Raw genomic sequence first — 22715 nt, forward strand, 5'->3', positions numbered from 1 at the left:
TCCCTAACCCTCCCCTTGCTAAGGGGAGGGAACTGAGAGGGAACTATTAGAATTAGAATGGCATAGAGAAACCGTAGGGACGCACTGAAGTGCGTCCTATTAACGGAATCGGTAAGACGTGCGATCGCGAGGGAGTTTTAGGGGTAGAAGTCCGCTAAAGATTCTTGAGGATACACTTGCCGACTCTACAGGATTTTGGCTTAGAAAACAGGTAACTCTAATATAAATCCAGGTAAGATATCCTCTCCGGATAAACTCGCGGGTAACTGGACAATCTCAACGGGCTGATTCTGACGATAAATTTCGACTTGTTGGGCTTGGGGATTAATTAACCAGCCTAATTGTAAACCACTATTGAGATACTCCTGCATTTTTTCTTGTAAGTCGGATAGAGAATCGGTGCGAGAACGGAGTTCAATCACAAAATCTGGACAAAGTGGCGGAAATTTTTCTTGTTCTTCGGGAGTTAGGGATTCCCAGCGTTGGTTAGCTACCCAAGCCACATCGGGAGAACGCTTTCCACCGTTGGGTAAGCGAAAGATGGTTGATGAACTAAAGACTTTTCCTCGTTGAGTTTGACGATTCCACAGATTTAAGTCAGTAATTAAATCTGCTTCTCGATTGCCACTTAATCCACCAACGGGAGGCATAATCAGTAATTCTCCTTTAGCGGTTTGTTCAAGTTTCCACGTTTCATTAGCTTGGCAGAGTTGGTAAAATTGCTCATCGCTTAAACCAACGTGTTTTAAGTTTAAAATGACGGGTGATAAACTGTTCATAGGATATAATGATTTTCAACTTAGCACGGCTTTGTATAGAACGACTCGCGATCGCGCTTTTTTATTCTCGGTTTAAATCTTAGCATTTCTGTCTTGAGAAGGGGACGATATTATCCTGTCCCTACGCAATCAATTATTTCGGGGAAAGGGTAGGGACACGGCAGTGCCGTGTCCTCAACAGGATGTTAGTTAAGTCAGACATAGTGGGTATTTGTGGTAAAATTAAGATTAAAAACGATTAAATTTTACGGCGGGTGGGATGTGGCGAAAGATATTTTTCATGATGCTGTTAGGAACGGATTGCAAAAAGAGGGTTGGCTGATTACTGATGACCCTTTTCGGATTAAGATTGGTGATGTTGAAATGTATATTGACCTGGGGGCGGAGCAAGTTTTAGCGGCGGAAAGGGATGGCGAAAAAATAGCGGTGGAAATTAAGAGTTTTATTGGGGCGTCAAACATTTCCGAATTTCATACAGCTATTGGACAGTGTTTTAATTATCGTGTTGCCTTAGAAGAACAAGAGCCAGAAAGAGTTCTATATTTGGCTGTTCCTTCAGGAATCTATCACGCTTTCTTTAAGTTGCAGTTTATTCAAACCGTGATTCAGCGGTTTCAGCTTAAACTCATTGTTTATGATCCGGTGCAGGAGAGTATTGTCGCATGGAAAAACTAAAAAAATATCAAAATTATGTCCAACAAGTCATAACTGACTATGCCAGTGTCGGTTCAACTCAGGACGAAATTGAACAACAACTAATTTTTGATCCAGTTGGCAACCATTATCAGTTGATGTATGTGGGTTGGAAAAACAGACGACGACAGCATGGCTGTGTGTTGCATCTGGATATTAAAAATGACAAGATTTGGATACAGCATGATGGTACGGAAGTTGGTATTGCTAATGAATTAGTGAAGTTAGGAGTTCCCCAAGAGGATATTGTTTTGGCGTTTCATGAACCTTTAGTTAGGCAATATACGGGGTTTGCAGTGGGTTGAGCAGACAACTGGTTAAGTAACTGCCATAAATAACTGACGTTGGGGTTCTTTCAATTTCAGTAACCAAGCGTAGGGGCTTGGGAACCAAGCCCCTACTCCCCATCTACTTTGATTGCCCATTTTCCTGAGATCTGAGATAGGTTTCGATCGCGTCACTCGCCGCCTTGACTCCATCTTCTTGCTGCACCCGCTTTCCCACCTCCGCCGCTTTGCTTTCATAACTCGGCTCAAATAAGAGTTGTTTGAGTTCAGCCATTAATGTATTCGCACTGTACTCATGTCGGGCGAGAGTACGCGCCACCCCTAAACGCACTAACCGCATGGCATTATCGGGCTGATCATGGGCATAAGGTACCACCAACATGGGACGCCCCGATCGCAAAGCTTGTCCGGTGGTGCCAACTCCGCCATGATGGACAATCACCGCCCCACGGGGGAAAATTTCGGAGTGGGGTGCATAGTCAACGACGATCACGCCTTCGGGTAACTGTTCTAAGGGTAGGTTGTGGACTCCTTTGCCCACCAGTAACACCGCACGGTATCCTAATTGTTGAGCTGCGATCGCACCTTCTAAATAGAAGTTTCCCGGTGTCCATACCATCAGCGAACCCAAGGTAAATATAATCGGAGGAGAACCAGAGTCAAGAAACCTTGCCAATTCTGGAGACAAATTCTCCTGTTTGGCGCGATCGTAAAAAGGAAACCCCGTCACTTGAACTTGGGGACACCAATCCGGTTGCGGCTTGGCTAGCTTTGCAGAAAATAACGCCAGTACCAAATCCGGCGAATGTTGACCTTCAAACACCGGATCACAACTGGCTGGTAACCCCAATTCCCCCCGCAGTTGGCGTATCGGCGCACTCCACAATCGGGCTTGCCAACGAAATTGGCGTAGGCGGGCGTCATTGGCGACAACGGCTAAGGCTTGTTCATAAGAGGAGATGGTTGTCGTAGAAAGGGTTTGGGAATCATAAGCTGACATAAATAGGAGCGGAGAGAGAACCGTTGACACCCACGGAATCCCCGTTTTTGCCGCAATTAATGATCCAGCAAAGCTTAAGTGGTGCGTCACCAGGAGATCCGCACCCTGTACCGCCTCCAGTAACGCCTTGTACGTCGCCCTCAGATGGGGCATTAATAGATAACAGATCGTGTATTCACTTTCCCGACGGGATTCTGACAGCACGCCGATAAACTCGCCATCTTGCTGCATATCGATCGCACTATCGTAGCGAACCGGATGAAATCCAATTCCCTCGGCTTCAATCTTGTAGCGATACAGTTCACTTGTAGCAATAACAGCACGATGTCCCCGTGCTTGCAACTCCAATGCGATCGCCATATAGGGATGAATATCGCCAAAGGAGCCATAGGCGGTTAAAACAATACGTTTATTGGTCATTGGTCATTTGTCATTGGTCATTCGTCATTGGCTTCCTCATCTCCCTCATCTCCCTCATCTCCCTCATCTCCCCCATCTTCTAGCATTCCTGCCTAATCCTGACAACTATTAGTGGTAGGATTATTTTTTAGCCTATTATTAGCTTGATGTAAATGAAGTTTGTTAATTTGCCTATCTAACCTCCAAAAATATATAGCTATCTAGTAATTCTAAATGATTCGTGAACAAAAAATCAGGTAATTTTATCTCCCTGTCAGGGTTTAACGGGAAGAGATGTTCACATTTCATTTGTACAGTTTTAGGTTTAATCCCTCATCCTAGGATTCCCCAAGGAACGGTTAAGACTTAAGTTCACCGGACGGGAAGCTGAAGCAAGTACCCCCCCCATGAAGAATCCCTCAACTCAAAACTCTACCTTACCTATTCACACCAAGCGGAGTCGAGGTGAGCGGAGTCGAGGTGTTCCCTATTCCCTGACAAAGGACGAATGACAAATGACGAATGACTTAACAGTGCAGGTGTCCTCAGCCGGTTATGATCATGGGAACTCGGCGTCGATTAGGTTCAATACCCAAGACTTGGGTGAGAATTTCTACAATCGTGGACTCAATGTCGCCGTCTTCGATGAATTTACCGGACAACCCATTTTTGGTACGACGTTTGATACCTTTAACTCAGGCAACTCTGAATCCTTTGCCCAATTTATCTCTACCTTACCCCCAGGTCGAATTGTCGCCATTGCGATTAAAGATGATGCTAACTTGAATTTATCTGAACGGGGCAAAAGAGCCTGTAAATCCTTGGGAAGTCGCCTGATTGATCACCTGCAATTCCGCAGTTCTTGGGCGATAATTGGTCAAACGGGTGCAGCATCGGGAACAGCAGCAGAACAGTTGTCTCACGAGTCGGCGGTTACCTGTTCGCGGGAGATTACGGCGACAAAGGTTAAGGTTCCTAGTTTTGTTGTCGCTGTGACATCAGCAGGGAATAATTGGGGTTCACTAACAGTCCGTAAATATCTAGACAATTAGTGACATAACTGGACATTTTCTATGATATAATCAGGAAATGTCTAGTTTAACTGACCAAGAAGCGGCTACTCGACTAGGTGTGACGGTCTTGCACGTTGCACCGATGGCAACTCAACGGCTCTCATTCGATCTTCTCGGACGGCTGGCGGTCCGGAGTCGATATGATATTGTTGACTTAATTGGCAATAAATCGGGTAACGAATCGGGTAACGAATTAACCGTTGGCGTAGCCGCGAGTATCTAGTCAGAACTGAGGGAGGTAGCCAAAAAGCTATGACGACGATAACTTATTGCAAGGGCTTGCCAACTCCCGCCGATGAACTTAACCCCATCGGTTTCACCGACTTGGAGATGTTTTTAACGTCATTGTCCGATATATTCTATCAAGCAACAGTTGAAACCGTTAACCATTTATTAAATAAAGAAGTTAAATTTAATCAATCCAGTTGGAATAGTCTTATGCAAGAGAAATACGGAATCAGTAAGCGTTATGCTAACGGAGTAATTTCATTAGCTAAAGGAAAAACTGCCTCAGCTACATATTGTAGAAAAAGACAGATAAAGCAATTAAAATCACGAGTTCAGTCAGGGAAAGATTGGGTAGCCAGAGCCACAAAGAAAATTAATTTAGCTCGGAAGTTCTATGGGAAAAAGAACTGGCAATCCTCCAAAAATGGCTGCAACTTTCCCTTATCATCAAACCTCAAGACGAGAAAAACTAACTGGCATCATTTGCGTCAAGGTTTGCATCAGAAAAAGCGATATATCCACCGACTTCAAAATCAAATTAAACATCTATTGAGGGCGAAAATTAGAGTAAAGGTATCCAGAGGGTCAGTCTTTATTGTTGGCTCCAAGGATGAAAGTTATGGGAATCAAACTTGTCAATGGTCTGGGGACACTCTCAAATTGAGAGTCCCCGGTTGTCTGGAAACCAAATTTGGGAAATATGTCACATCAAAAATTGGCAGCTTCTCCCGTCAGATTAATAGATTACCCAATAGTGGTGCGAAAACATGGCACTTCTATAGAAAGGATAATCGTTGGGTTGTCTCTGTTCAATTCACGCCCGCCGCGGTGGAGAAAGTTAGTAGAGAGATTCAGTATGGTGCCTTGGGTATCGATCTAAATCCTAGTTCTATCGGCTGGGCTTATGTTGATGGTCAAGGAAATTTAAGAGCTCAGGGAACTATTCCTTTTCAGACGGGTTTACCCAAAGGTAAACAAGATGCTCAACTTGTCGATGTTTGTTTGAAATTGGCAGCTTTAGCCAGGAGCTTTTCTTGCCCCGTTCTGTGCGAAAGCTTGGATTTTTCCACCAAGAAAGCTCAATTAAGAGAGCGTGGGAAAAAATATGCTAGAATGCTTTCTGCCTGGGCATACAGTCGTTTTTATCAGATTTTGTCATCGATTTTATCCAACCGAGGAATAACTATAAAGTTGTGCAATCCAGCTTACACGAGTTTGATAGGCTGTGTTAAATATAGTCGGATGTATGGACTATCATCTGATGTGGCAGCTGCCCTAGCAATTGCCAGAAGAGGAATGAATTTGAGTGAGCGATTGCCGCGCTCTGTGTCCGCCTATCTCGGAGTGAATCCGAGAAAGCACGTATGGAGCGCTCTATATCAATTTAATAATTTTATTGGTCGATGCCCTGTAGTCAATCGTAGACACGATTACTATAGTGTCTCTAACTGGGAACCGTTGGTTAAGGCTGATATCGAGCAACAATGCCGGGTATCAGCCAAGCGCAAGCGTTAACGGTTATCGACCAAAAGTTACACCGTGGACTTATACCAAGGCAGAATTACTGATGGGTAGGTTTGTCTAGGTTTTTAGAAGCGGTAACATGGCTCAAGTTACCTGTAATGGTGAACTGGTTTCCTTTACGGGAGGATATCAACGGGGTCTAAAATGTTGTTGTTTTTGATCAGTCCAATGGGCATCACCTTCACAGTCGATCCTTTGATTTCTATGCTGATCCCGCGAATGCAGATGCGTTTGCTGACTGGATAGAGACTTTACCCCAAGGGCGGGTGGTTGCGATCGCGGCGAAAGACGACGCCAGCTTTAATCTCTCGGATCGCGCCCAAGCCGCCTGTAAGTCTATTGGTAGCACCCAAATTGACCGTCTTCAATTTAGAGGATCGTGGGCGATTATCGGCATCAAAGGTGCTTCTGGGGGTGCAGTTATCGAAAATTTGAATAATTTTGGCTCCGTTTCTGTCAACGCCTGGTTTCCCTGGGTTGACTCTCCCCCAGTTACTCCATCCGTGGCTCAACCTGTGGCTGAATCGATAGAATTCTCCGAATCAGGTTCAGGGAACAAGAAACAAGTAATCATTATCGGACTTTTGCTGGCTATTATCGTTATCGTTGTCATCGGGGCTATTTTAATTAATAAGGACTAAATATAAAAGCCATTTCTGAACCGACACTCTAGAGGAAAATTGTTAATGTTAGGACTATTCTTATTTCTCGTATTTTTGACCTTCTTCAGTTTGTTATTGTATGACCCAAAAAAATTACCAACCCTCAAGTTGAAAGGCACACCCCGCCAAGTTTTACTGCCTCACCCCCCGATCTCTAAGCCTTCATCGTCAACGGTATCGGATATTGATTCAGGCAGTCGTAAGGCGATTGCCACTACCTTATCTGATCTCGCCCAATTAGAGGCAGCAAAGGATAATCAGGAGCAATGTATCGTCGCCGATTCCTCTAAGTTTAATCAAAGCATTATCAACGAGGCATTACAGGGTTCGCGAGACGCCATTTTTGTCAAAATTGAGGACTTTATCCAAAGCCAGCGTCAAGTCTCTGGTGCTTATACTCCCCTTTATGAGCTATTAAGTGATTATCCCTTTCGCGTCGGGAAAATGCTGCGTCCAACGATGTGTATTAGTGTCGCCCGCGCGGTGGGAGGAATGGGACATTCGGCATTAACGGCGGCGGCTGCATTGGAACTTTATCACAATGCGTTCTTGATTCACGATGACATCGAAGATGAGTCGGAGTCTCGACGGGGAAAGGGGACATTACACCAAATGATTGGTATTCCCCGTGCCATTAATGTCGGGGATGCGACGAATGTTTTAGCGGTGGGATTGCTGCTGGAAAATTTATCTGTGCTGGGGGTATCCAAGGCACTAAATATTTTACATGAAATTGAGTTCATGGCGCGGCAATCGGTGGAAGGACAGGCGATGGAATTGGATTGGGTGGCGACGAATCCCTCCCATCTAAGTGACCAAGATTACTTTACCATGTGCGTGAAAAAGACCTGTTGGTATTCCTTTATTACCCCTTGTCGGATTGGTCTCATTGTTGGACATCCTGCCTCCAGTGTCCAGGATTTAATTGAACCCTTGGCAGGATTAACCCGATTTGGCATGATTTTGGGGATCGCGTTTCAAATTCAAGATGATTTATTAAATCTCCAGGGGGAAATGGAATCTTATGGCAAAGAAATTGGTGGCGATATCTATGAAGGCAAACGCACGTTGATGCTGAACCATGTTTTAGCCAACAGTAAACAGGAAGCAGAAAAAATGCGGGAAATTCTGGCTCTACCTCGCCCCCAAAAACATCCTGATCATGTTGCCTTCATTATGGAGCAAATGCAGCGGTGTGGCAGCATTGAACACGGCTGGAACGTGGCGCGATCGCTCGCTCAAAAAGCCGCCGATATCTTTGATTCTTTGGAGTTTTTGTTCCCGGAGACCCCACTGCGACCCGGAGAACAATGGGTGTCTCCAGTTCATGACCGTCGATTTCTTAAGGAGTTGATTAATTATGTCATTTATCGAAGTAAGTAAGTAGGTTGGGATCGTCATTGGTCATTCGTCATTTGTCATTCGTTATGCCTTTTTGCTGTCTGGATGATCAAAAAATGATTACAAAATGTTAAGTTTTGAAAAAATAAATGGTTTTGAGTAGATTTAAATGAATGCTCGACTAGAATAAGAGAATCCTAATTTTTAGGATCGTTGTCAAGTTTATAAATTCACAGGGACAACTTGACTTCACAAAGGATAAATTACAAGGAGTGAATGAAATGGCTCAAATCAAAATCGAAACCGTCGATCTCAACGACTGGAAAGAAGAATCCTATGAAAAAGGTGCCGGAAGATGGGATGTATCCCGCAATGGTCAAGAAGTAATCCAGAAGAAAAATGGCAAACCTACGTTATTTTATAGTCCATTTAATGTTTTTAATACCAAAGTCACTGGTAAAATAAGCGTCGGCAATACGGGGGATGATGATTTTATTGGGTTTGCCCTAGGATTCCAACCGGGAGACACCACCAATAGTTCAGCTAAATATCTACTTGTTGATTGGAGGAAAGGTCAGCAGAAACGGTGGGGAGAACTTGCTAAAACAGGATTAGCCGTATCCATGATTAGTGAGGTTCCTAAAGATCAAGCTGAATTCTGGGGTCATACGGGTAAGGTAACTGAACTGGCTCGCGGCAAAACCTTGGGCAACAAGGGATGGGAGAAAAATGTTGAAAATACGTTTGACTTTGTTTATACCAAAACCAATCTGCAAGTCTCAGTGAATGGTAGTCTAGAAATTGATATTGATGGCGATTTTAGTGAAGGGCGGATTGCGTTCTATAACTTTTCCCAAAATAATGTAACCTATAAAGCTTTTGAGAAAAAAGTCCTCCCCTCCGGTCAATTGCAAGTCCATGCAACTTTTGAACAAGGGGTAGAGTTTCAAAATCCTATGGATACGGCTGCTAAAATTAAAGTCACCCCCTCTGGTACTTGGTCGGTGAAAGACGGAGTAGAAATTACCGCCGCCGGAGAACCTGGGGCTGAACTACTCAGTCATGTGACTTATCCGAACAATACCCCCTACGCCTTGGTTGCTGTAGATCAAGCGAGTGATGAAGTTATTGAAGAAATCAGCAGTGCTAAGACTCTCAGTTTAAAAGCGGGTCAAACAGTGATCTTTAAAATGAATGATGAGCCGGGATGGTATTGGGATAACAAAGGTTGCATCACTGTTGATTGGATGGTTTTGGATTAAATCATCATTGGTCATTTGTTCTTGACCTCTGAATAAATGTGGAGACGCGCCATGGCGCGTCTCTACATAAATGATGTGTCCTAACAGCCATGGCGGTTGCTATACCTGTTCGCCGTTACCCTCTCAAAGGCGATAACTTACCAACTTTTATGTATTGACAAAATGCACAAAATAAGAATTTCAAAGGACTCTGGCAGAAATTAACCAATTTTGACCAACTTTTATGCATTTACATCCTGGTGTTCCATTGGTTATCGTTAATAGCATATTTAGATGTAACTAACTTTAACCAACATTTTGTAGGTTAGGTGTCTGAATCCTAGGCTAATTTTTCTCGAAGCGTAACCAAGCTGACCCTTGATAGCTGAAGTTAGCCACAGCGCAACCTAACCTACAACCTTTTTAATCCAGTGCTAGTCGTTGACATAGAATGTCACTGAACGAAGGAGTTAGAGCCAGCAAAGCAATTAGTTATGCCAGGAGAATACAACGACATAGATGAATTACACCACCGTAATTTAACTTAATGAAAAATCGTCAAATAAAAGAGTGAATAAAGATTAAAATGGATTGAGTAAAACGCCGCCCGATAGGTGTTAAATGAGTCAGCGTTTAGAAAAAACCCTTGTCCTGCCCCAAGTAACGTTACAACTCCATTCCGGTACAGACTTGGTTCTCCAGCTATTGATCCGGAATCAACTTAATGAACCCGTACTTTTACGTCCGACTCTCGATGATTGGGTTCTTAATAACAGTGAGATTTTGCCCATTGTGAGTCGTTTAGAACCGCCTTATGTTTATTTATTTCCAGAGTATGAGTCTACTTGTCAATTAACGGTTCAAGTTCCCGACTATTTACCGAGTGGGACAAGCCTGAAAACCTGGTTAAGATTTCCCGGTTGGCTAGAAGACGCTATTCCCATTCAATTGGAACTATTAGAACCAACAGAAACTCGCGATCGCACTCCCGTCATCCATCCCTTAATGGTCACATTTCCGCCGCCGAGAGACAGCAAGGAAAACTACTTGGGAACGGCTGAACCCAGCACCGCTGGAATCTTTGGTCTGATGTCGGGATTAATCGATTTGGATAAAATTCCTGCCCGTTGGTTGATCGCAGAACTGCTAACACGGCTGTGTCAACATGGCACCAATTATGCCCAAACGCCCCAAGGGAATGAATTACTCAGCCAACTGAGTCGCACCCAGTTCTATCGCAATGGCGTTTATGCCTTTTCCTCAGCCCAAGTCCCCGCTTGGATATCGAGTAGTATCTCGATGGCGAATACTCTCCTCGCCGCCCAAATTGGACGACGACATCTGCTTTCTATTTGGGAGGAATGGTTATTTGATTTAGCCCAAACTGATATTGAAATGGGGAATGGGGGAGATAGAAAAGATAGGGAAGATGGGGGAGATGGGGGAGTTCACTCAGAATTGAATCAGGGCGGGTTTTGCTCAAACGTTACTACAAATAGCGACAAGAAAGTCGCTAAACCCGCCCCGACAAACCCGGTTTCCTATCAGCAAAGCGAAGCGTCAATACTCAACACGCAAAACCCTGAACAATGGTTTGCTGGACTGATTTTAGGACTTGCCCAGGTATCACCCAGACTAGCCGATTGTTTCCGGGCGATCGCGACTCAGGATTCAACTCTACCGATGATTGATCAAACCATTCCCGCCCAAGCCAGCTACAGTTTAACCACTGGATTACCGGGACTCGATGGACTTCCAGGACGTTGGTTGGTGGTAGAACTCCTGATCCTGTTGGCACAACAAGGAGATACATACAGCCGCACAGAAGCGGGTTGCCAATTACTCAATCGACTCAGCCGTACTCGTTTCTTTAAGAATGGTGTCCTCGCCTTTGCTTCCGCCCAAGCCCCCCGATGGCTGGTAATCAGCCAATCAGCGGCGGCGGCGTATCATTCCTCTCTGGGGGTACAAATGGGACAAGGGGGATTACTTCATGTCGGCGAAAAATGGTTGTGGACATTAGTTGCCAATACCTTAAACATTAAAGGGATGGACAACCCGGTTTCTGTATCCAATGCCGCGACAAAAACCTTCGTCTGTGAACTGGGAATGGATGCCCAGCGCTGGTTTGTGGGGATTCTGTTGGGACTGATTCAGGTGTCACCAAAGATGGCGAAGTGGGTGCAGGCGATCGCGGATCAAGCCCCACCACCTCTGGCGCCTACCCCAACCTCCCCAGTCATGTTCAATGATGTTCTCAATGAAGGAGGTTCTCTGGGGCGATGAATGTCAACGAACAAGTTCTCCTTAACCGTGTCGAAGCTTTACGCATTCCCCTCGAAGATCCCGCCTTACCTCTGGATTGGAAGGATTGGTATCACTTTATTTGGCTGGATCTGAAAACGGGAATCCGCCTACTCGTCAACGCCACCCTAATTGGCAAACCGGAACAGGGACAGATGCAAGTTAGCTTTATTATCAACTTGCCCTCCACCCAAATTACCCCAGAACTGGAATCTCCCCCGTCAGTGGCAACTTTTGGTACAACCTTTAGCCTAGACTGGCAACCGGATATGGTATGTCGTCACCCCTTACGTCTGCAAGGGAAGGGGATCAATCTGGAAATTAATGGTATGAACTCATCGGTTCAAGTTCACGATGAGAGGGCGCAGCTTTCCCTCAACGTTCAAGGAGAAGCTGAAGCGATGCCCCTCTTAGTAACCGAGGATGCGCCATTCGGTAGTGGGTTTATTGGGTGGGGATTAATTCCAGGGTTAAAGGTTTCGGGAAACGTATCCGTTTGTGGGCGATCCTTTGCCATTGATCACGACTGGTTTTGCTATCACGATCGCAATTTTGGTCGGTTTCGTTGGGGCGAGGATATTGGTTGGGAATGGTTTGTCGCTTATGTTACAGACAAAAAGGGCAGATCCTTCACCCTCGTGTTAGACAAACGCACGAATAAAAACCATTCCATTAGTGGTTTACCCTATATTTTTATCTATTCTGGCACTCGCTTGCGGAAAGTATTTTTGGGGTCTACGTTACAAATCGATTGGGATTGGTCTGCCACTGCCAGTTTACCGTTACGTCTGCCTGGAGTCATGGCATCCCTGTTTGGCGATCGCACGGTGAGTATGCCCCGACAGTTACAGGTACAAGCGGCAGATGATCAGGATCAATTGTCATTAACCATGGCGTTTGATGCTACGAGTGAGTTAATTGTCCCCGATAATCAGAATCGCCAATATACCTTTATTGATGAAGTGACGGGTACGGTTGACGTGACTCTCGTACTGCAAGGGGAAACAATACAAGCAAGGGGGTTTGCCTATGGCGAATATGTTCATTAGTTTGTTCGTAGTAAGCGCTTAAGCGCTTCTACCACTAAAATTCCTAGGACAGACTAATTGTTAAAAAATATTAATTTCAAGTTAAAATGAGTACATAAAACGAGATAATACAAAGATTGTTTCCTAATTCGTTGAGATTATACGTCTCAAAACGGCAAACTTGTCCTTAGCGTAACGGTTGCATCAAAACTTATCCATTTAAATGACTTCTTCAACAGTAACGATAACAGTTCAATCAGCAGGTGGATTCATGGGTGACTCAGCCCGGATCACACTCAACGACCAAGAAATTGGGTTTGTTCACTATAGTCGCGGACTGAATGTTGCCGTTATTGATGAAGCAACAGGACAACCCTTAGTTTGCACCACTTTTGACACCTTTTTCCCCGGAAACGCAGACCGATTTGCCGATCTGGTGGACAAGTTGCCCAGTGGTCGAATTGTCGCGATCGCGGTTAAAGATGATGCGAGTGCTAACCTAAGTCAGCGGGCGAAACGCGCCTGTCAATCCCTGGGAAGTCGGCAAGTTCACTGTCTCAGATTCCGCACCTCTTGGGCGCTGATTGGTCAAAAAGATGCTAAACCCGGAATCGCGAAAGAAGAATTATCGGACTATTCGGATGTCGTCTGTTCTCGTTTAATTTCTGTCTCTGGGGATACTGTCCAGCGTCCCAGCTTAGGGGTAATATCAGCAGGGGGAAATCAGGGCAATTTCGCCCAAATCACCTGGAATAACGAAGAGATAGGGATAGAAGGAGGATATCAACGGGGATTGAATGTTGTTGTCTTTGATCGCCGTGATAAAACCCAAGCGTTCAGTCGTTCCTTTGATTTCTTTGTTAACCCAGAGAATGCCGAAGCCTTTGCCCAACTGATTGAAGATTGTTCTCTGGATCAGGGAATTGCCATTGCGGTCAAAGATGATGCCTCTGTTAATCTTTCCGAACGAGCAAAACAAGCTTGTGAAGCACTTGGTAGTCGCTTGATTCGCCATCTGCAATTCCGCAGTTCTTGGGCGATTGTGGGATATAAAGATACATCAGCAGGTTCAGCCATAGAACAGTTGAGTCATGATCGATCCGTGGGAGTTCGAGTTTGGTGAGAGAATGCCTCGGTTTCGGAACTGAGTTAGGAGTCAAATGAATTTTCCAAAACTAGCTAGATTAAAAAGCGATCATGAGATATCATAACTTTTTCAGTATTTCTAGACATTACATAACCCTGAAAAAACGAATTTAGACGGCTTGAGCTTCCATTAAACGTTAACTAAAAAACTTATCAATTAGAATCAAGGGTACTAATGATGCAGACGTTAGGCAAAAAAGAGGCGTTAATTGCCTCGGTTATCCTATTTCTCACCCTAGGAACGGTTTCCCCTCAGTTCCGACTCACCTCCCTGCGGCTGAGTCCAGTATTGGCTCAGGTTTCACCGGAGGAATTCGAGGTACCGGAGTCCGTTCCCCGTGGGACAACAGTGCGACTGGATGGTTCTAGCAGTATGGCAAAGGTAAATCAAGCCTTAAAAGAGCGCTTTGAGCGACAGTATCCCAATAGTGATGTTCAACTCAATGCGGCTGGGAGTACCGCCGCCTTAGAAGCCTTGGTTAATGAAGAGATTGATCTGGCGGCGATTGGACGCCCGTTGACGGCGGTAGAAAAGGCACAAGGATTAGTGCAAATTCCCTTAAGTCGGCAAAAGATTGCCATTCTCGTCGGACCCAATAGTCCTTACACGGATATAGATATTACCTTTGAGCAATTTTCCCGGATATTCCGAGGAGAAATTACCGATTGGTCAGAACTTGGGGGTGAACCCGGACCAATTCAACTGATCGATCGCCCGGAGTATAGTGATACCCGGCAGGCGTTTCAACGCTACGATGTGTTTAAAGCGGCACCCTTTAGAACCGGAGCCAATACCACCCCGGTAGAGCGAGATAGTACCGATACCGTAATTGAAGAACTGGGAAAAAACGCTGGCGGGATTGGGTATGCGATCGCGGATCAAGTGTTTGATCGCCAGGATGTGAAAATCATCCCCATGCATAAAGTCTTTCCCGATGATGAACGCTATCCCTTCTCCCAATCCTTGTCTTATGTCTATAAAGAACCTGCAACGCCTGCGGTAGAAGCCTTTATCGGCTATGCTTTAGATCCATCCAATGAGCAGGCAGTTGACGAAGCTGTTGCCGAAACCACCACAGAACCAGAAGAGGCGATCGAAGAACCCGCCGCCGCACCCCAGCTAGCCCAGGCACCGGATTCTCCGGATTCGCCCGAACCCGCCGCCCCCGTGGAGGTAGATGAGGCTGATGCCGAAGCCCAAGCCACGCCACCCGGACTGATTCCCTGGTGGGTGCCGTTACTCATAGCCCTTTCGTTTCTAGCTGGCGGTTTCCTCGTCTGGCTGCTTAAAAATCGCGATGACGATGATCGTCCAGCCCGTCGTCCTTTTGCTGGGGGAATAGCAACGAATGGCAAACCCACAAACACAGCAGGTGTGGCTGTTCCGCCTCCAACCCCAGCCCCAGCACCAGTCCCAGCCCCAGTCCCAGCACCAACCCCAGCACCAGCCCCAGCCCCAGCCCACAGCAGTTTACATTTAGTCCCTTATGATGGCAAAAACGCTTATGCCTATTGGGACGTAGCCCCCGCCCATATCCAGAATCTCCAGCGTCCGTGCAAAGATCTGGTGGTACGGCTTTATGATGTCACCGACAGCCTCCTTTCGCCCCATCAGCCCCCCTATCTGCTCCAGCAGTTTAGCTGTGAGCCTCAACCTCCCTATATCCTATTGACACTACCCGCAGAGAATCGGGACTATATGGCGGAGTTAGGGTATCTCACCCCAGGCGGAGAATGGCTACTCTTGGCTACCTCAAATAAGGTGCGGGTTTCTCCAACAATTCCCATCAGTACCGCCGTCACCGCCACTCCCAACCTACAAGCTGGGCTGGCACCATCGCCCTACCCAGCCACGACAACCGCAGCGATGACTGCACCCCCTTCTGGGTATGGAGGAGGATATTACCCGCCAGCCCCCGCTCACAGTCGCCTCTTTTTAGTTCCTTATGACGGTAAAAATGCCTACACCTATTGGGACATTGCCCCAGCCCAAGCCCAATCCCTCCAGCGTTTAGGGGGAGAAAAGCTGATGTTGCGTCTGTATGATGTCACCGATAGTCCTAATCCAGAGCGGGATCAGCCGCCGATGCTACAACAGTTCGGATGTCAGGGAGAGCAAAACTATCTACTCTTGTCCTTACCCGCAGAGAACCGGGATTATTTAGTGGAACTGGGTTACTTGACCCGCGAAGGCTACTGGTTACCGTTGACGCGATCGGAAACTGTGCGGGTGACGCCGATTTTGGGGACGGGCAATGTCCTCCCCGGAGACAGAGGGATGGGTCATAGTGAAGGAACCTGGCTGTCTCATTCCCCGAATCTCTCTCACAGTCGTCTATTCTTAGTGCCTTACAGTGGCAAAAATGCCTATGCGTACTGGGAATTAGTGCCGAATCAGATTCAAGCCTTAAAGCATCAAGGGGGAGAAAAGCTACTGTTGCGTCTATATGATGTCTCCGACAGCTTAGATCCAGACCGCTATCGTTCCCATTGTGTCCAGGAATATGATTGTCAGGGTTCAGAGAATTATGTGCTGCTCACGTTTCCGTCAGCGGATCAGGATTACCTGGCTGAGTTGGGATATGTCACCGCAAGTGGGGACTGGCTCCCTATCGCTGACTCGGAAACGGTACGAGTAACGACCAATATTCCCACCGACAGCGATACGCTGTTCTTGGTGTCAAGGGATCGTAACAATTCGTACACCTATTTAGAAGTTCCCCCCACCGTGTTGGAGGCGCTGAAGCATAAGGCGTAGTTGTAGAGACGCGCCATGGCGCGTCTGGGAGCTGGGGCAAATTGTGTAGGGGCGGGTTTCACGACTATCTTTTCGGTTACATCCAAATGTAGATAAACCCGCCCCGACTTGACAAATGACGAATGACAAATGACAAATGACGAATGACCAACTTTTCAGATGCGGGTGAAGGAAAAAGTAAAGCATGAACCATAATGAAGCCCATCTCCATATCACTGTCCAGTCGGCGGCTTATAACCAGGGAAATTCGGCTCGGATTACTGTCAATGACGAAGAATTCGGGTTTGATCCGTACAATCGCGGACTGAATGTGGCGGTTATCCATGAAGTAACGGGTCAAAAGCTGGGTAGCGCCACCTTTGATACCTTTGGTGATCCCAGTTGTGCGATCGCCTTCACCGAATGGATGGAGAGTCTGCCTGTTGGTCGAATTGTGGCGATCGCGCTGAAGGATGAGGGGACTGTCTATCTGGATGAGCGGGCGAAAAATGCTTGTGCGGCGTTGGGGGCGTATTGGGTTTATTATCTCCAGTTTCACAGTTCTTGGGCGATGATTGGTCAAAAGGGAGCGACACCGGGAACGGCGACTGAAGCGTTATCAGATGAGCATGGCGTAACCTGTTCTCGTTCCTTTACACTTCCCTCAATTTTCGCGAACACGGCGGCAATTTCGGCGACATCGGCGGCTGGAGAGTACGGCTTTTTAACGCATATTAGCCGGAATGGATATGTAATCCCAATTAAGGGGGGATATCAGCGCGGGTTAAATGTGGTAGTCTTTGAACCGGCTACTGGGAAGCCAGTGTTGAGTGGTTCGTTTGACTTCTTTGCGGATGCGTCTGTTGCTGATGTCTTTGCCCAACAGATTGAAGCGATACCCGATGGGAAAATTGTCGCGATCGCACTGAAAGATGATGCCAGTATCAATTTATCCCAAGCTGCCAAAGATGCCTGTCGCGCGATCGGTAGCCGTCTGATTGATGAATTGCAATTTCGCGGGGCTTGGTCAATTGTCGGATATAAAGGCGCATCTCCGGATGCCGTGATTGAAAATCTGAATAATTCTGGGTTCACGTCGGTTAAAGCCTGGATGCCTTTAGTTATACCCTGCCCAACTTGGCAGCCTCAACAGAAGCTACAACCCCCAGATTTACCCGAAAAAGGGATCTTTGGCAGTGCCATTGCTATGAGTGGCGAGACAGCGATTATTGGGGCGCGTTTGGCTCAAGTGAATGGTTGTCCGGCTGTGGGTAGTGCCTATATTTTCCAACACCACAACGGTGTGTGGACAGAAAAACAGAAACTGCAACCATCGGGGTTTGGGCATCAAGATGTCTTTGGCAATGCAGTGGCGATTCAGGGAAATCTGGCGATTGTGGGTGCTTATCTTACCGATTCTCCCGATCGCCCAAATACCGGAAGCGCCTATATTTTCCAACCGGAAAATGGCGTGTGGGTAGAAAAACAGAAACTCCAACCTGCTGATTTACAGGCAAATGACTGCTTCGGAAGTGCGGTAGCCATGGGTGACAATTTCGCGATCGTTGGTGCCTATACCGTAGACGCCGAAAGTCGTCCCGAAGCTGGGAGTGCCTATATCTTCCAGCTTGAGAATGGGGTGTGGGTAGAAAAACAGAAACTCCAACCTGCTGACTTACAACGCGGGGATGGGTTTGGCGGTGCAGTGGCGATTAGTGGGGAAACCGCGATCATCGGGGCGCGTCTTGCCAAAGCAGATGGCGGTCAATTTGCTGGGAGTGCTTATGTGTTCCAGTTAGAAAATGGGGTATGGCAGCAAAAACAGAAACTACAACCCGCTGACTTACAATATGGGGATAATTTCGGGAATGCGATCGCGCTCAGTGGTGAATTCGCGATTATCGGTGCTTATGGTGTTGATGCCCAACGGTATCCCGATACTGGCGCTGCCTACATTTTCCAACATGAAAACGGGGTGTGGCAACAAAAACAGAAGCTGCAACCCACTGACTTACAACGTCGCCATGGCTTCGGCTGTTCTGTCGCCATTCAGGGACAAGTGGCTGTCGTCGGGACTTCCGATGCTGGAAGCGCCTACATTTTCCAACTCAATCAGGGAACATGGCAGCACAAACAGAAATTATACTCTCCGGAGGTACAACCCAAAGACGGGTTTGGGTATACCGTTGCCCTAAGTGATGGAGTTGTCATCACCGGAGCGCATAATGCAGATGCTCAAGGGCGCCCTTATGCGGGTAGTGCTTACATCGCATTTGCCAACGAAACGTGAACGTAATCGCGGCATTCCCCGACTTCAGCGATAGCAAGTCGGGGAAGGATAGCGGATAATTTACGGGTTTCGACATCCCGTAAATTATCAAATTACCATTGTTATTTTACCCAATTAAATGATAATATGGGGGGTATGCTAACACGTAGAACCACTTTCAGACTTTATCCAAACAAGACCCAATGTGACAAGCTTCATTGGGCGAGAAAAATGCATTGTGCTCTCTACAACGCGGCAATGGCTAACCGTAGGACACAATACAAACACTTTGGGCATTCTGTTGATTATTTTGAACAACAGGTGCGAATCGTTAGGTAGAAACTATTCCTGAAATGGATAGAGGATTACCTGCAAGGTCTGAACCTTGACAACTTGATAGCCATGTAGGTGAGAGAAAGCAAACTCTCAAGTCCTACTCTCTAAGTACAGGAGTAAAAGCACACAGAGCCAGGGTTTTTAAAACCTTGTCCCCTAGGTTTGAGACTGGTTATCAAAGCCTAAAGCGGGGGTGAAAGGTGGCAATGCTGGAAGCCTAATCCGGCAACCATCGAGCAAGAACTCATGGATAGGAATACGAAGGTACGACTGAACCATCGTTACGAAGAACCAGTGTAATAAGGCTGACACACTGGAGCCAAAAGGCACAGGAAATCAGGGGTTGGCAATTTTGTTGTTGACCAACTTGTACTCCCTATAAACCCGGTGGATAGTACCATCCTAAAAGTTCAAACAATGGCTATCAGGAACGAGATAACCTCCCTTATGCTCTCAGTCAGGTCGATGCCTGAGTAGGTGCCAACCGCAAGCAATGGGAGGAAAGATTGAGTCAGAAGCTAACGCTCTCTACTAATAAGAGGGATACGCCAACAGACTCACGATGATAAGGAAAGATAGAGTCTTAAGTAGCAATACAAATGTCTAAAGCGAGTTTAAAGACTACGATGGAATGGAAGGCAATACCCTGGCAAAAACTAGAGCGTAAAGTCTACAAGTTGCAGAAGAGAATCTATCGAGCCTCTCAGCGTGGCGATGTGAAAATGACTCGCAGACTCCAAAAGATGCTGATGAAGTCCTGGGCAGCAAAATGTCTCTCGGTTCGCCGGGTTACCCAAGACAATCAAGGTAAGAAGACGGCAGGTGTGGATGGTGTTAAGTCACTGACCCCAAAGCAACGTCTCATCTTGGTTGAAAATCTAAAACTATGTTCAAAGGTCGCTCCAACCAGGCGAGTATGGATTCCCAAACCCGGAAAGGAGGAGAAAAGACCTTTAGGCATCCCGACAATGAAAGACCGAGCTTTGCAAGCACTTGTCAAACTGGCACTAGAGCCAGAATGGGAAGCGCGATTTGAAGCCAACTCATACGGTTTCAGACCCGGACGCTCATGTCACGATGCGGTTCAGGCTATATATGACACAATTAGGTTTAAGGGCAAATATGTCCTTGATGCCGATATTGCTAAATGCTTTGACCAAATCGACCATAAAGCACTGCTAAGAAAATTAAATACATTCCCTACCATACGCCGTCAAATCCGAGCATGGTTAAAAGGGGGAGTGATGGACGCAAAGCAGTTGTTTCCAACAACTGAGGGAACGCCACAGGGCGGGGTCATTTCTCCGTTACTAGCAAACATTGCCCTCCACGGGATGGAAAATCTAATCAAAAGGGTATTCCCAAAACGGGGATACTCTGAAAATGGGGTAAAGAAGACATTCTATCCTCCATCCGTGATCAGATATGCCGACGACTTCGTGATTCTCCACGAAGACTTAACCATCGTCCAAAGTGGCAAGGATATAATCCAGGAATGGTTGAAAGACATGGGTTTGGAACTAAAACCTAGCAAAACAAGACTTGCTCACACCCTCAACCCGTATGAACAAGAACAGCCAGGATTTGATTTCCTTGGCTTCAATATACGTCAATACAAAGTGGGTAAATACCACTCTGGAAAAGACAAATATGGAAGAGCGCTAGGAATAAAACCAATCATCACCCCAAGCAAGGATAAGCAGAAGGTACACTACGAACAGATTGCGGAAGTTATCAACGCCCACAGGAATGCACCACAAGTGGCGCTAATTAAGAAACTGAACCCGATTATTCGGGGATGGGCTAACTACTACGCAACACAAGTAAGTAAGGTGGCTTACTGTGACCAAGATTACCTCATGTACCAGAAGCTCAGAGCTTGGGCAAAGCGCCGACACCCCAAAAAATCCGGGGGATGGGTGTCAAAGAAGTATTGGCAATCCATAGACGGCGACAACTGGGTATTCGCAACCAGGCAAAAAGGTAATAACCCTACGCGGTTACTAAAACATAGCGAAACACCAATTAAGCGCTATGTAAAGGTTAAGGGCGAATCGTCCCCATACAACGGCAACTTGGTTTATTGGAGTTCAAGAATGGGTAACAACCCTGAAATGCCTAAGACACTGGCAACATTGTTGAAGAAGCAAAAAGGGAAATGTACTCACTGCGGATTAATTTTCCGTGAAAACGATGTGATGGAAGTTGACCACAGAATCCCTAAGTCGCAAGGTGGAAAGGATTTCTACGATAATTGGCAGCTTCTACATAGACATTGCCATGACACAAAGACCGTCACAGATGGCAGTCTCGGCAATCAATCTGGCTGTAACAGTGCCAAGCCTAAGCTCACCAAAAGGCTCGAAAGAGTCGAGGACAAATGGGTAATGAGGTATGCATGACTTGCACCTTATCGTTGAGGAGCCGTGTGAGAGGAAACTTTCACGCACGGTTTTGAAGACCAGGGGGACTGGTGACAGTCTCGCTGAGTTTAATAACTGTTTACCTGAGTTTAAAAAGGTTTGGACTGAGTATGCTGAATTAGGTTCCCATACGTTACAAGCTACCTTAAAGCGGGTTGATTTTACCTATAAGCGATTTTTCAAGGGATTAGGTAAGTATCCTAAGTTCAAAGCGAAGCGGCGGTATAGTGGCTGGACATATCCAGACAAAGCTAGTTGGAAGGCTTTATCTAACGGACCCAATGGTTACTTAGAACTGAGAGACCTTGGTTTAAAGATTCAAATGCGGGGTCAAGCTAGAACTTGGGGAACCCCGACTACTTGCACAATCTTTTTCAGGAATGGTTTGTGGTATGCATCAATCACCGTGCAGTGCAACCCAACTCGCCAGACGGGTACAGGTTCAATCGGGATCGACCTTGGCTGTAAAGACGCGGTGACGCTTTCAACTGGCGAGAAAATTGCTAAACCCGATTTTATTAAGGAGGGACACAAAAAGGTTAAGGTAGCCTCAAAGCGGTTAAGACGCAAGAGACCGCCGAATAGGAATAAGAAGGTCAAGGGGTCGAGGCGATGGAAAAAAGAACGTAAACAGCTCTCTAAAGTTCAGAGCAAAATAGCCCGACAACGGGAAAATTGGCTGCACAAAGTAACCAGTGATATAGTCAGCGGTAATAGCCTAATCGGTGGTGAGCAGTTAAACGTCAAGGGCATGACTCGAAAAGCAAAAAAGGGTAAGCGTAAGAAACAGAAAGCCGGATTAAATCGGTCTATTCTAGACGTTGGGTTTGGTCTAGTCGGTGATTTATTAACCTACAAATCGGCTGAGGCAGGTGGGTTTTATGTTGAGTCACCAACCCGGATGCTCAAGCCAACTCAACGGTGTGCTAAATGTTGGGAATTAACGCCTAAGAGTTTAGCTGATAGAGTTCATGTTTGCTCTAATCCTGACTGCGGTCATACCGAAGACAGAGATATCAATGCTGCCCAAGTAAATGAGATTTGGGCAAGGGGCTTGGAACGAACCTCTTTAGACGCAGAGCTGCCTAGCTCTACTGATTGTGGAAGCATGAAGCAACTAGGAGCGAGGAAGCGTCAGAAACAGCGACTTCAACAAAGTAAGTCGCTGTAGTTCATACTCTACCTCCTCCCCTGGCTCAGGGGAGTTAGGGAAGAATAAGTGGTTCAGTTTAAAAATCAGGATGC

Annotated in this window: 15 protein-coding genes and 3 pseudogenes; 16 read left to right on the plus strand and 2 right to left on the minus strand. The window is 46.3% G+C overall.

The annotated features are described in order from the left end of the window. Window positions 1-200: 200 nt before the first annotated feature. The gene (locus MC7420_RS28515; protein WP_006104856.1) at window positions 201-779 is read right to left on the minus strand and encodes a Uma2 family endonuclease; all 579 of its coding nucleotides are present in this window, start codon (window positions 777-779) and stop codon (window positions 201-203) included. Window positions 780-992: 213 nt separating this feature from the next. On the opposite strand from MC7420_RS28515, the gene MC7420_RS28520 reads away from it, so the two are divergent. Together MC7420_RS28520 and MC7420_RS28525 are read left to right on the plus strand one after the other, a co-directional pair. Beyond that, window positions 993-1454, plus strand: coding sequence for a XisH family protein (locus MC7420_RS28520; protein ID WP_006104954.1), 462 nt, complete (start codon window positions 993-995; stop codon window positions 1452-1454). Beyond that, window positions 1442-1777, plus strand: a complete 336-nt coding sequence (locus MC7420_RS28525; RefSeq protein ID WP_006104825.1) for a XisI protein — start codon at window positions 1442-1444, stop codon at window positions 1775-1777. The genes MC7420_RS28520 and MC7420_RS28525 overlap by 13 nt, the downstream gene beginning before the upstream one ends. 103 nt (window positions 1778-1880) lie before the next feature. Here MC7420_RS28525 and MC7420_RS28530 read toward each other — a convergent pair whose 3' ends face one another. Next, complete coding sequence (locus MC7420_RS28530; protein WP_006104951.1) at window positions 1881-3179, minus strand: glycosyltransferase; 1299 nt, start codon at window positions 3177-3179, stop codon at window positions 1881-1883. Between the two features lie 494 nt (window positions 3180-3673). Between MC7420_RS28530 and MC7420_RS28535 the strand changes: the two genes are divergently transcribed. From MC7420_RS28535 to MC7420_RS28595, 14 genes and pseudogenes are all read left to right on the plus strand, one after another. Continuing rightward, a complete protein-coding gene (locus MC7420_RS28535; RefSeq protein WP_044210293.1) occupies window positions 3674-4210 on the plus strand; it encodes an interleukin-like EMT inducer domain-containing protein in 537 nt (178 codons plus the stop codon). Between the two features lie 37 nt (window positions 4211-4247). Continuing rightward, window positions 4248-4442, plus strand: a pseudogene (locus MC7420_RS28540) (MerR family transcriptional regulator); the annotation flags it as partial. Window positions 4443-4483: 41 nt separating this feature from the next. Then, a complete protein-coding gene (locus MC7420_RS28545; protein WP_006104900.1) occupies window positions 4484-5974 on the plus strand; it encodes an IS200/IS605 family element transposase accessory protein TnpB in 1491 nt (496 codons plus the stop codon). A gap of 164 nt (window positions 5975-6138) precedes the next feature. Next, a pseudogene (locus tag MC7420_RS28550) lies at window positions 6139-6624 on the plus strand (interleukin-like EMT inducer domain-containing protein); the annotation flags it as partial. 45 nt (window positions 6625-6669) lie between these two features. After that, a complete protein-coding gene (locus MC7420_RS28555; RefSeq protein ID WP_006104965.1) occupies window positions 6670-8028 on the plus strand; it encodes a polyprenyl synthetase family protein in 1359 nt (452 codons plus the stop codon). 239 nt (window positions 8029-8267) lie between these two features. Then, entirely contained in the window at window positions 8268-9248 is a 981-nt protein-coding gene (locus tag MC7420_RS35790) for a hypothetical protein (protein WP_157453370.1), read from the plus strand. Between the two features lie 600 nt (window positions 9249-9848). Continuing rightward, the gene (locus tag MC7420_RS41930) at window positions 9849-11513 is read left to right on the plus strand and encodes a hypothetical protein (RefSeq protein WP_006104824.1); all 1665 of its coding nucleotides are present in this window, start codon (window positions 9849-9851) and stop codon (window positions 11511-11513) included. Then, a complete protein-coding gene (locus tag MC7420_RS28570; protein WP_044210296.1) occupies window positions 11510-12580 on the plus strand; it encodes a hypothetical protein in 1071 nt (356 codons plus the stop codon). Before MC7420_RS41930 ends, MC7420_RS28570 begins: the two co-directional genes overlap by 4 nt. 202 nt (window positions 12581-12782) lie before the next feature. After that, window positions 12783-13682, plus strand: a complete 900-nt coding sequence (locus MC7420_RS28575) for an interleukin-like EMT inducer domain-containing protein (RefSeq protein ID WP_083799197.1) — start codon at window positions 12783-12785, stop codon at window positions 13680-13682. A 198-nt stretch (window positions 13683-13880) separates the two neighbouring features. Next, window positions 13881-16463 (plus strand): DUF4912 domain-containing protein, encoded by a 2583-nt coding sequence (locus tag MC7420_RS28580; RefSeq protein WP_006104877.1) that lies wholly within the window; start codon window positions 13881-13883, stop codon window positions 16461-16463. A 184-nt stretch (window positions 16464-16647) separates the two neighbouring features. Further along, complete coding sequence (locus tag MC7420_RS28585) at window positions 16648-18732, plus strand: interleukin-like EMT inducer domain-containing protein (protein ID WP_006104991.1); 2085 nt, start codon at window positions 16648-16650, stop codon at window positions 18730-18732. A 135-nt stretch (window positions 18733-18867) separates the two neighbouring features. Continuing rightward, window positions 18868-19032: pseudogene (locus tag MC7420_RS43000) on the plus strand (helix-turn-helix domain-containing protein); the annotation flags it as partial. Window positions 19033-19646: 614 nt separating this feature from the next. Next, window positions 19647-21449, plus strand: a complete 1803-nt coding sequence (gene ltrA / locus MC7420_RS28590; protein WP_044204171.1) for a group II intron reverse transcriptase/maturase — start codon at window positions 19647-19649, stop codon at window positions 21447-21449. Continuing rightward, complete coding sequence (locus MC7420_RS28595; protein WP_052307566.1) at window positions 21442-22641, plus strand: RNA-guided endonuclease InsQ/TnpB family protein; 1200 nt, start codon at window positions 21442-21444, stop codon at window positions 22639-22641. Before ltrA ends, MC7420_RS28595 begins: the two co-directional genes overlap by 8 nt. Window positions 22642-22715: the final 74 nt, after the last annotated feature.

Origin of the sequence: Coleofasciculus chthonoplastes PCC 7420, from assembly GCF_000155555.1 — a bacterium.
GTDB lineage: Bacteria > Cyanobacteriota > Cyanobacteriia > Cyanobacteriales > Coleofasciculaceae > Coleofasciculus > Coleofasciculus chthonoplastes_A.

What these genes read in the sequence shown, in the direction of transcription:
- ltrA (WP_044204171.1), top strand. Translation starts at nt 19,647, where the DNA reads ATGTCTAAAGCGAGTTTAAAGACTACGATGGAATGGAAGGCAATACCC.
- MC7420_RS28555 (WP_006104965.1), top strand. Translation starts at nt 6,670, where the DNA reads ATGTTAGGACTATTCTTATTTCTCGTATTTTTGACCTTCTTCAGTTTG.
- MC7420_RS28575 (WP_083799197.1), top strand. Translation starts at nt 12,783, where the DNA reads ATGACTTCTTCAACAGTAACGATAACAGTTCAATCAGCAGGTGGATTC.
- MC7420_RS35790 (WP_157453370.1), top strand. Translation starts at nt 8,268, where the DNA reads ATGGCTCAAATCAAAATCGAAACCGTCGATCTCAACGACTGGAAAGAA.
- MC7420_RS28525 (WP_006104825.1), top strand. Translation starts at nt 1,442, where the DNA reads ATGGAAAAACTAAAAAAATATCAAAATTATGTCCAACAAGTCATAACT.
- MC7420_RS28570 (WP_044210296.1), top strand. Translation starts at nt 11,510, where the DNA reads ATGAATGTCAACGAACAAGTTCTCCTTAACCGTGTCGAAGCTTTACGC.
- MC7420_RS28585 (WP_006104991.1), top strand. Translation starts at nt 16,648, where the DNA reads ATGAACCATAATGAAGCCCATCTCCATATCACTGTCCAGTCGGCGGCT.
- MC7420_RS41930 (WP_006104824.1), top strand. Translation starts at nt 9,849, where the DNA reads ATGAGTCAGCGTTTAGAAAAAACCCTTGTCCTGCCCCAAGTAACGTTA.
- MC7420_RS28530 (WP_006104951.1), bottom strand. Translation starts at nt 3,179, where the DNA reads ATGACCAATAAACGTATTGTTTTAACCGCCTATGGCTCCTTTGGCGAT.
- MC7420_RS28515 (WP_006104856.1), bottom strand. Translation starts at nt 779, where the DNA reads ATGAACAGTTTATCACCCGTCATTTTAAACTTAAAACACGTTGGTTTA.
- MC7420_RS28535 (WP_044210293.1), top strand. Translation starts at nt 3,674, where the DNA reads ATGACGAATGACTTAACAGTGCAGGTGTCCTCAGCCGGTTATGATCAT.
- MC7420_RS28545 (WP_006104900.1), top strand. Translation starts at nt 4,484, where the DNA reads ATGACGACGATAACTTATTGCAAGGGCTTGCCAACTCCCGCCGATGAA.
- MC7420_RS28580 (WP_006104877.1), top strand. Translation starts at nt 13,881, where the DNA reads ATGATGCAGACGTTAGGCAAAAAAGAGGCGTTAATTGCCTCGGTTATC.
- MC7420_RS28595 (WP_052307566.1), top strand. Translation starts at nt 21,442, where the DNA reads ATGCATGACTTGCACCTTATCGTTGAGGAGCCGTGTGAGAGGAAACTT.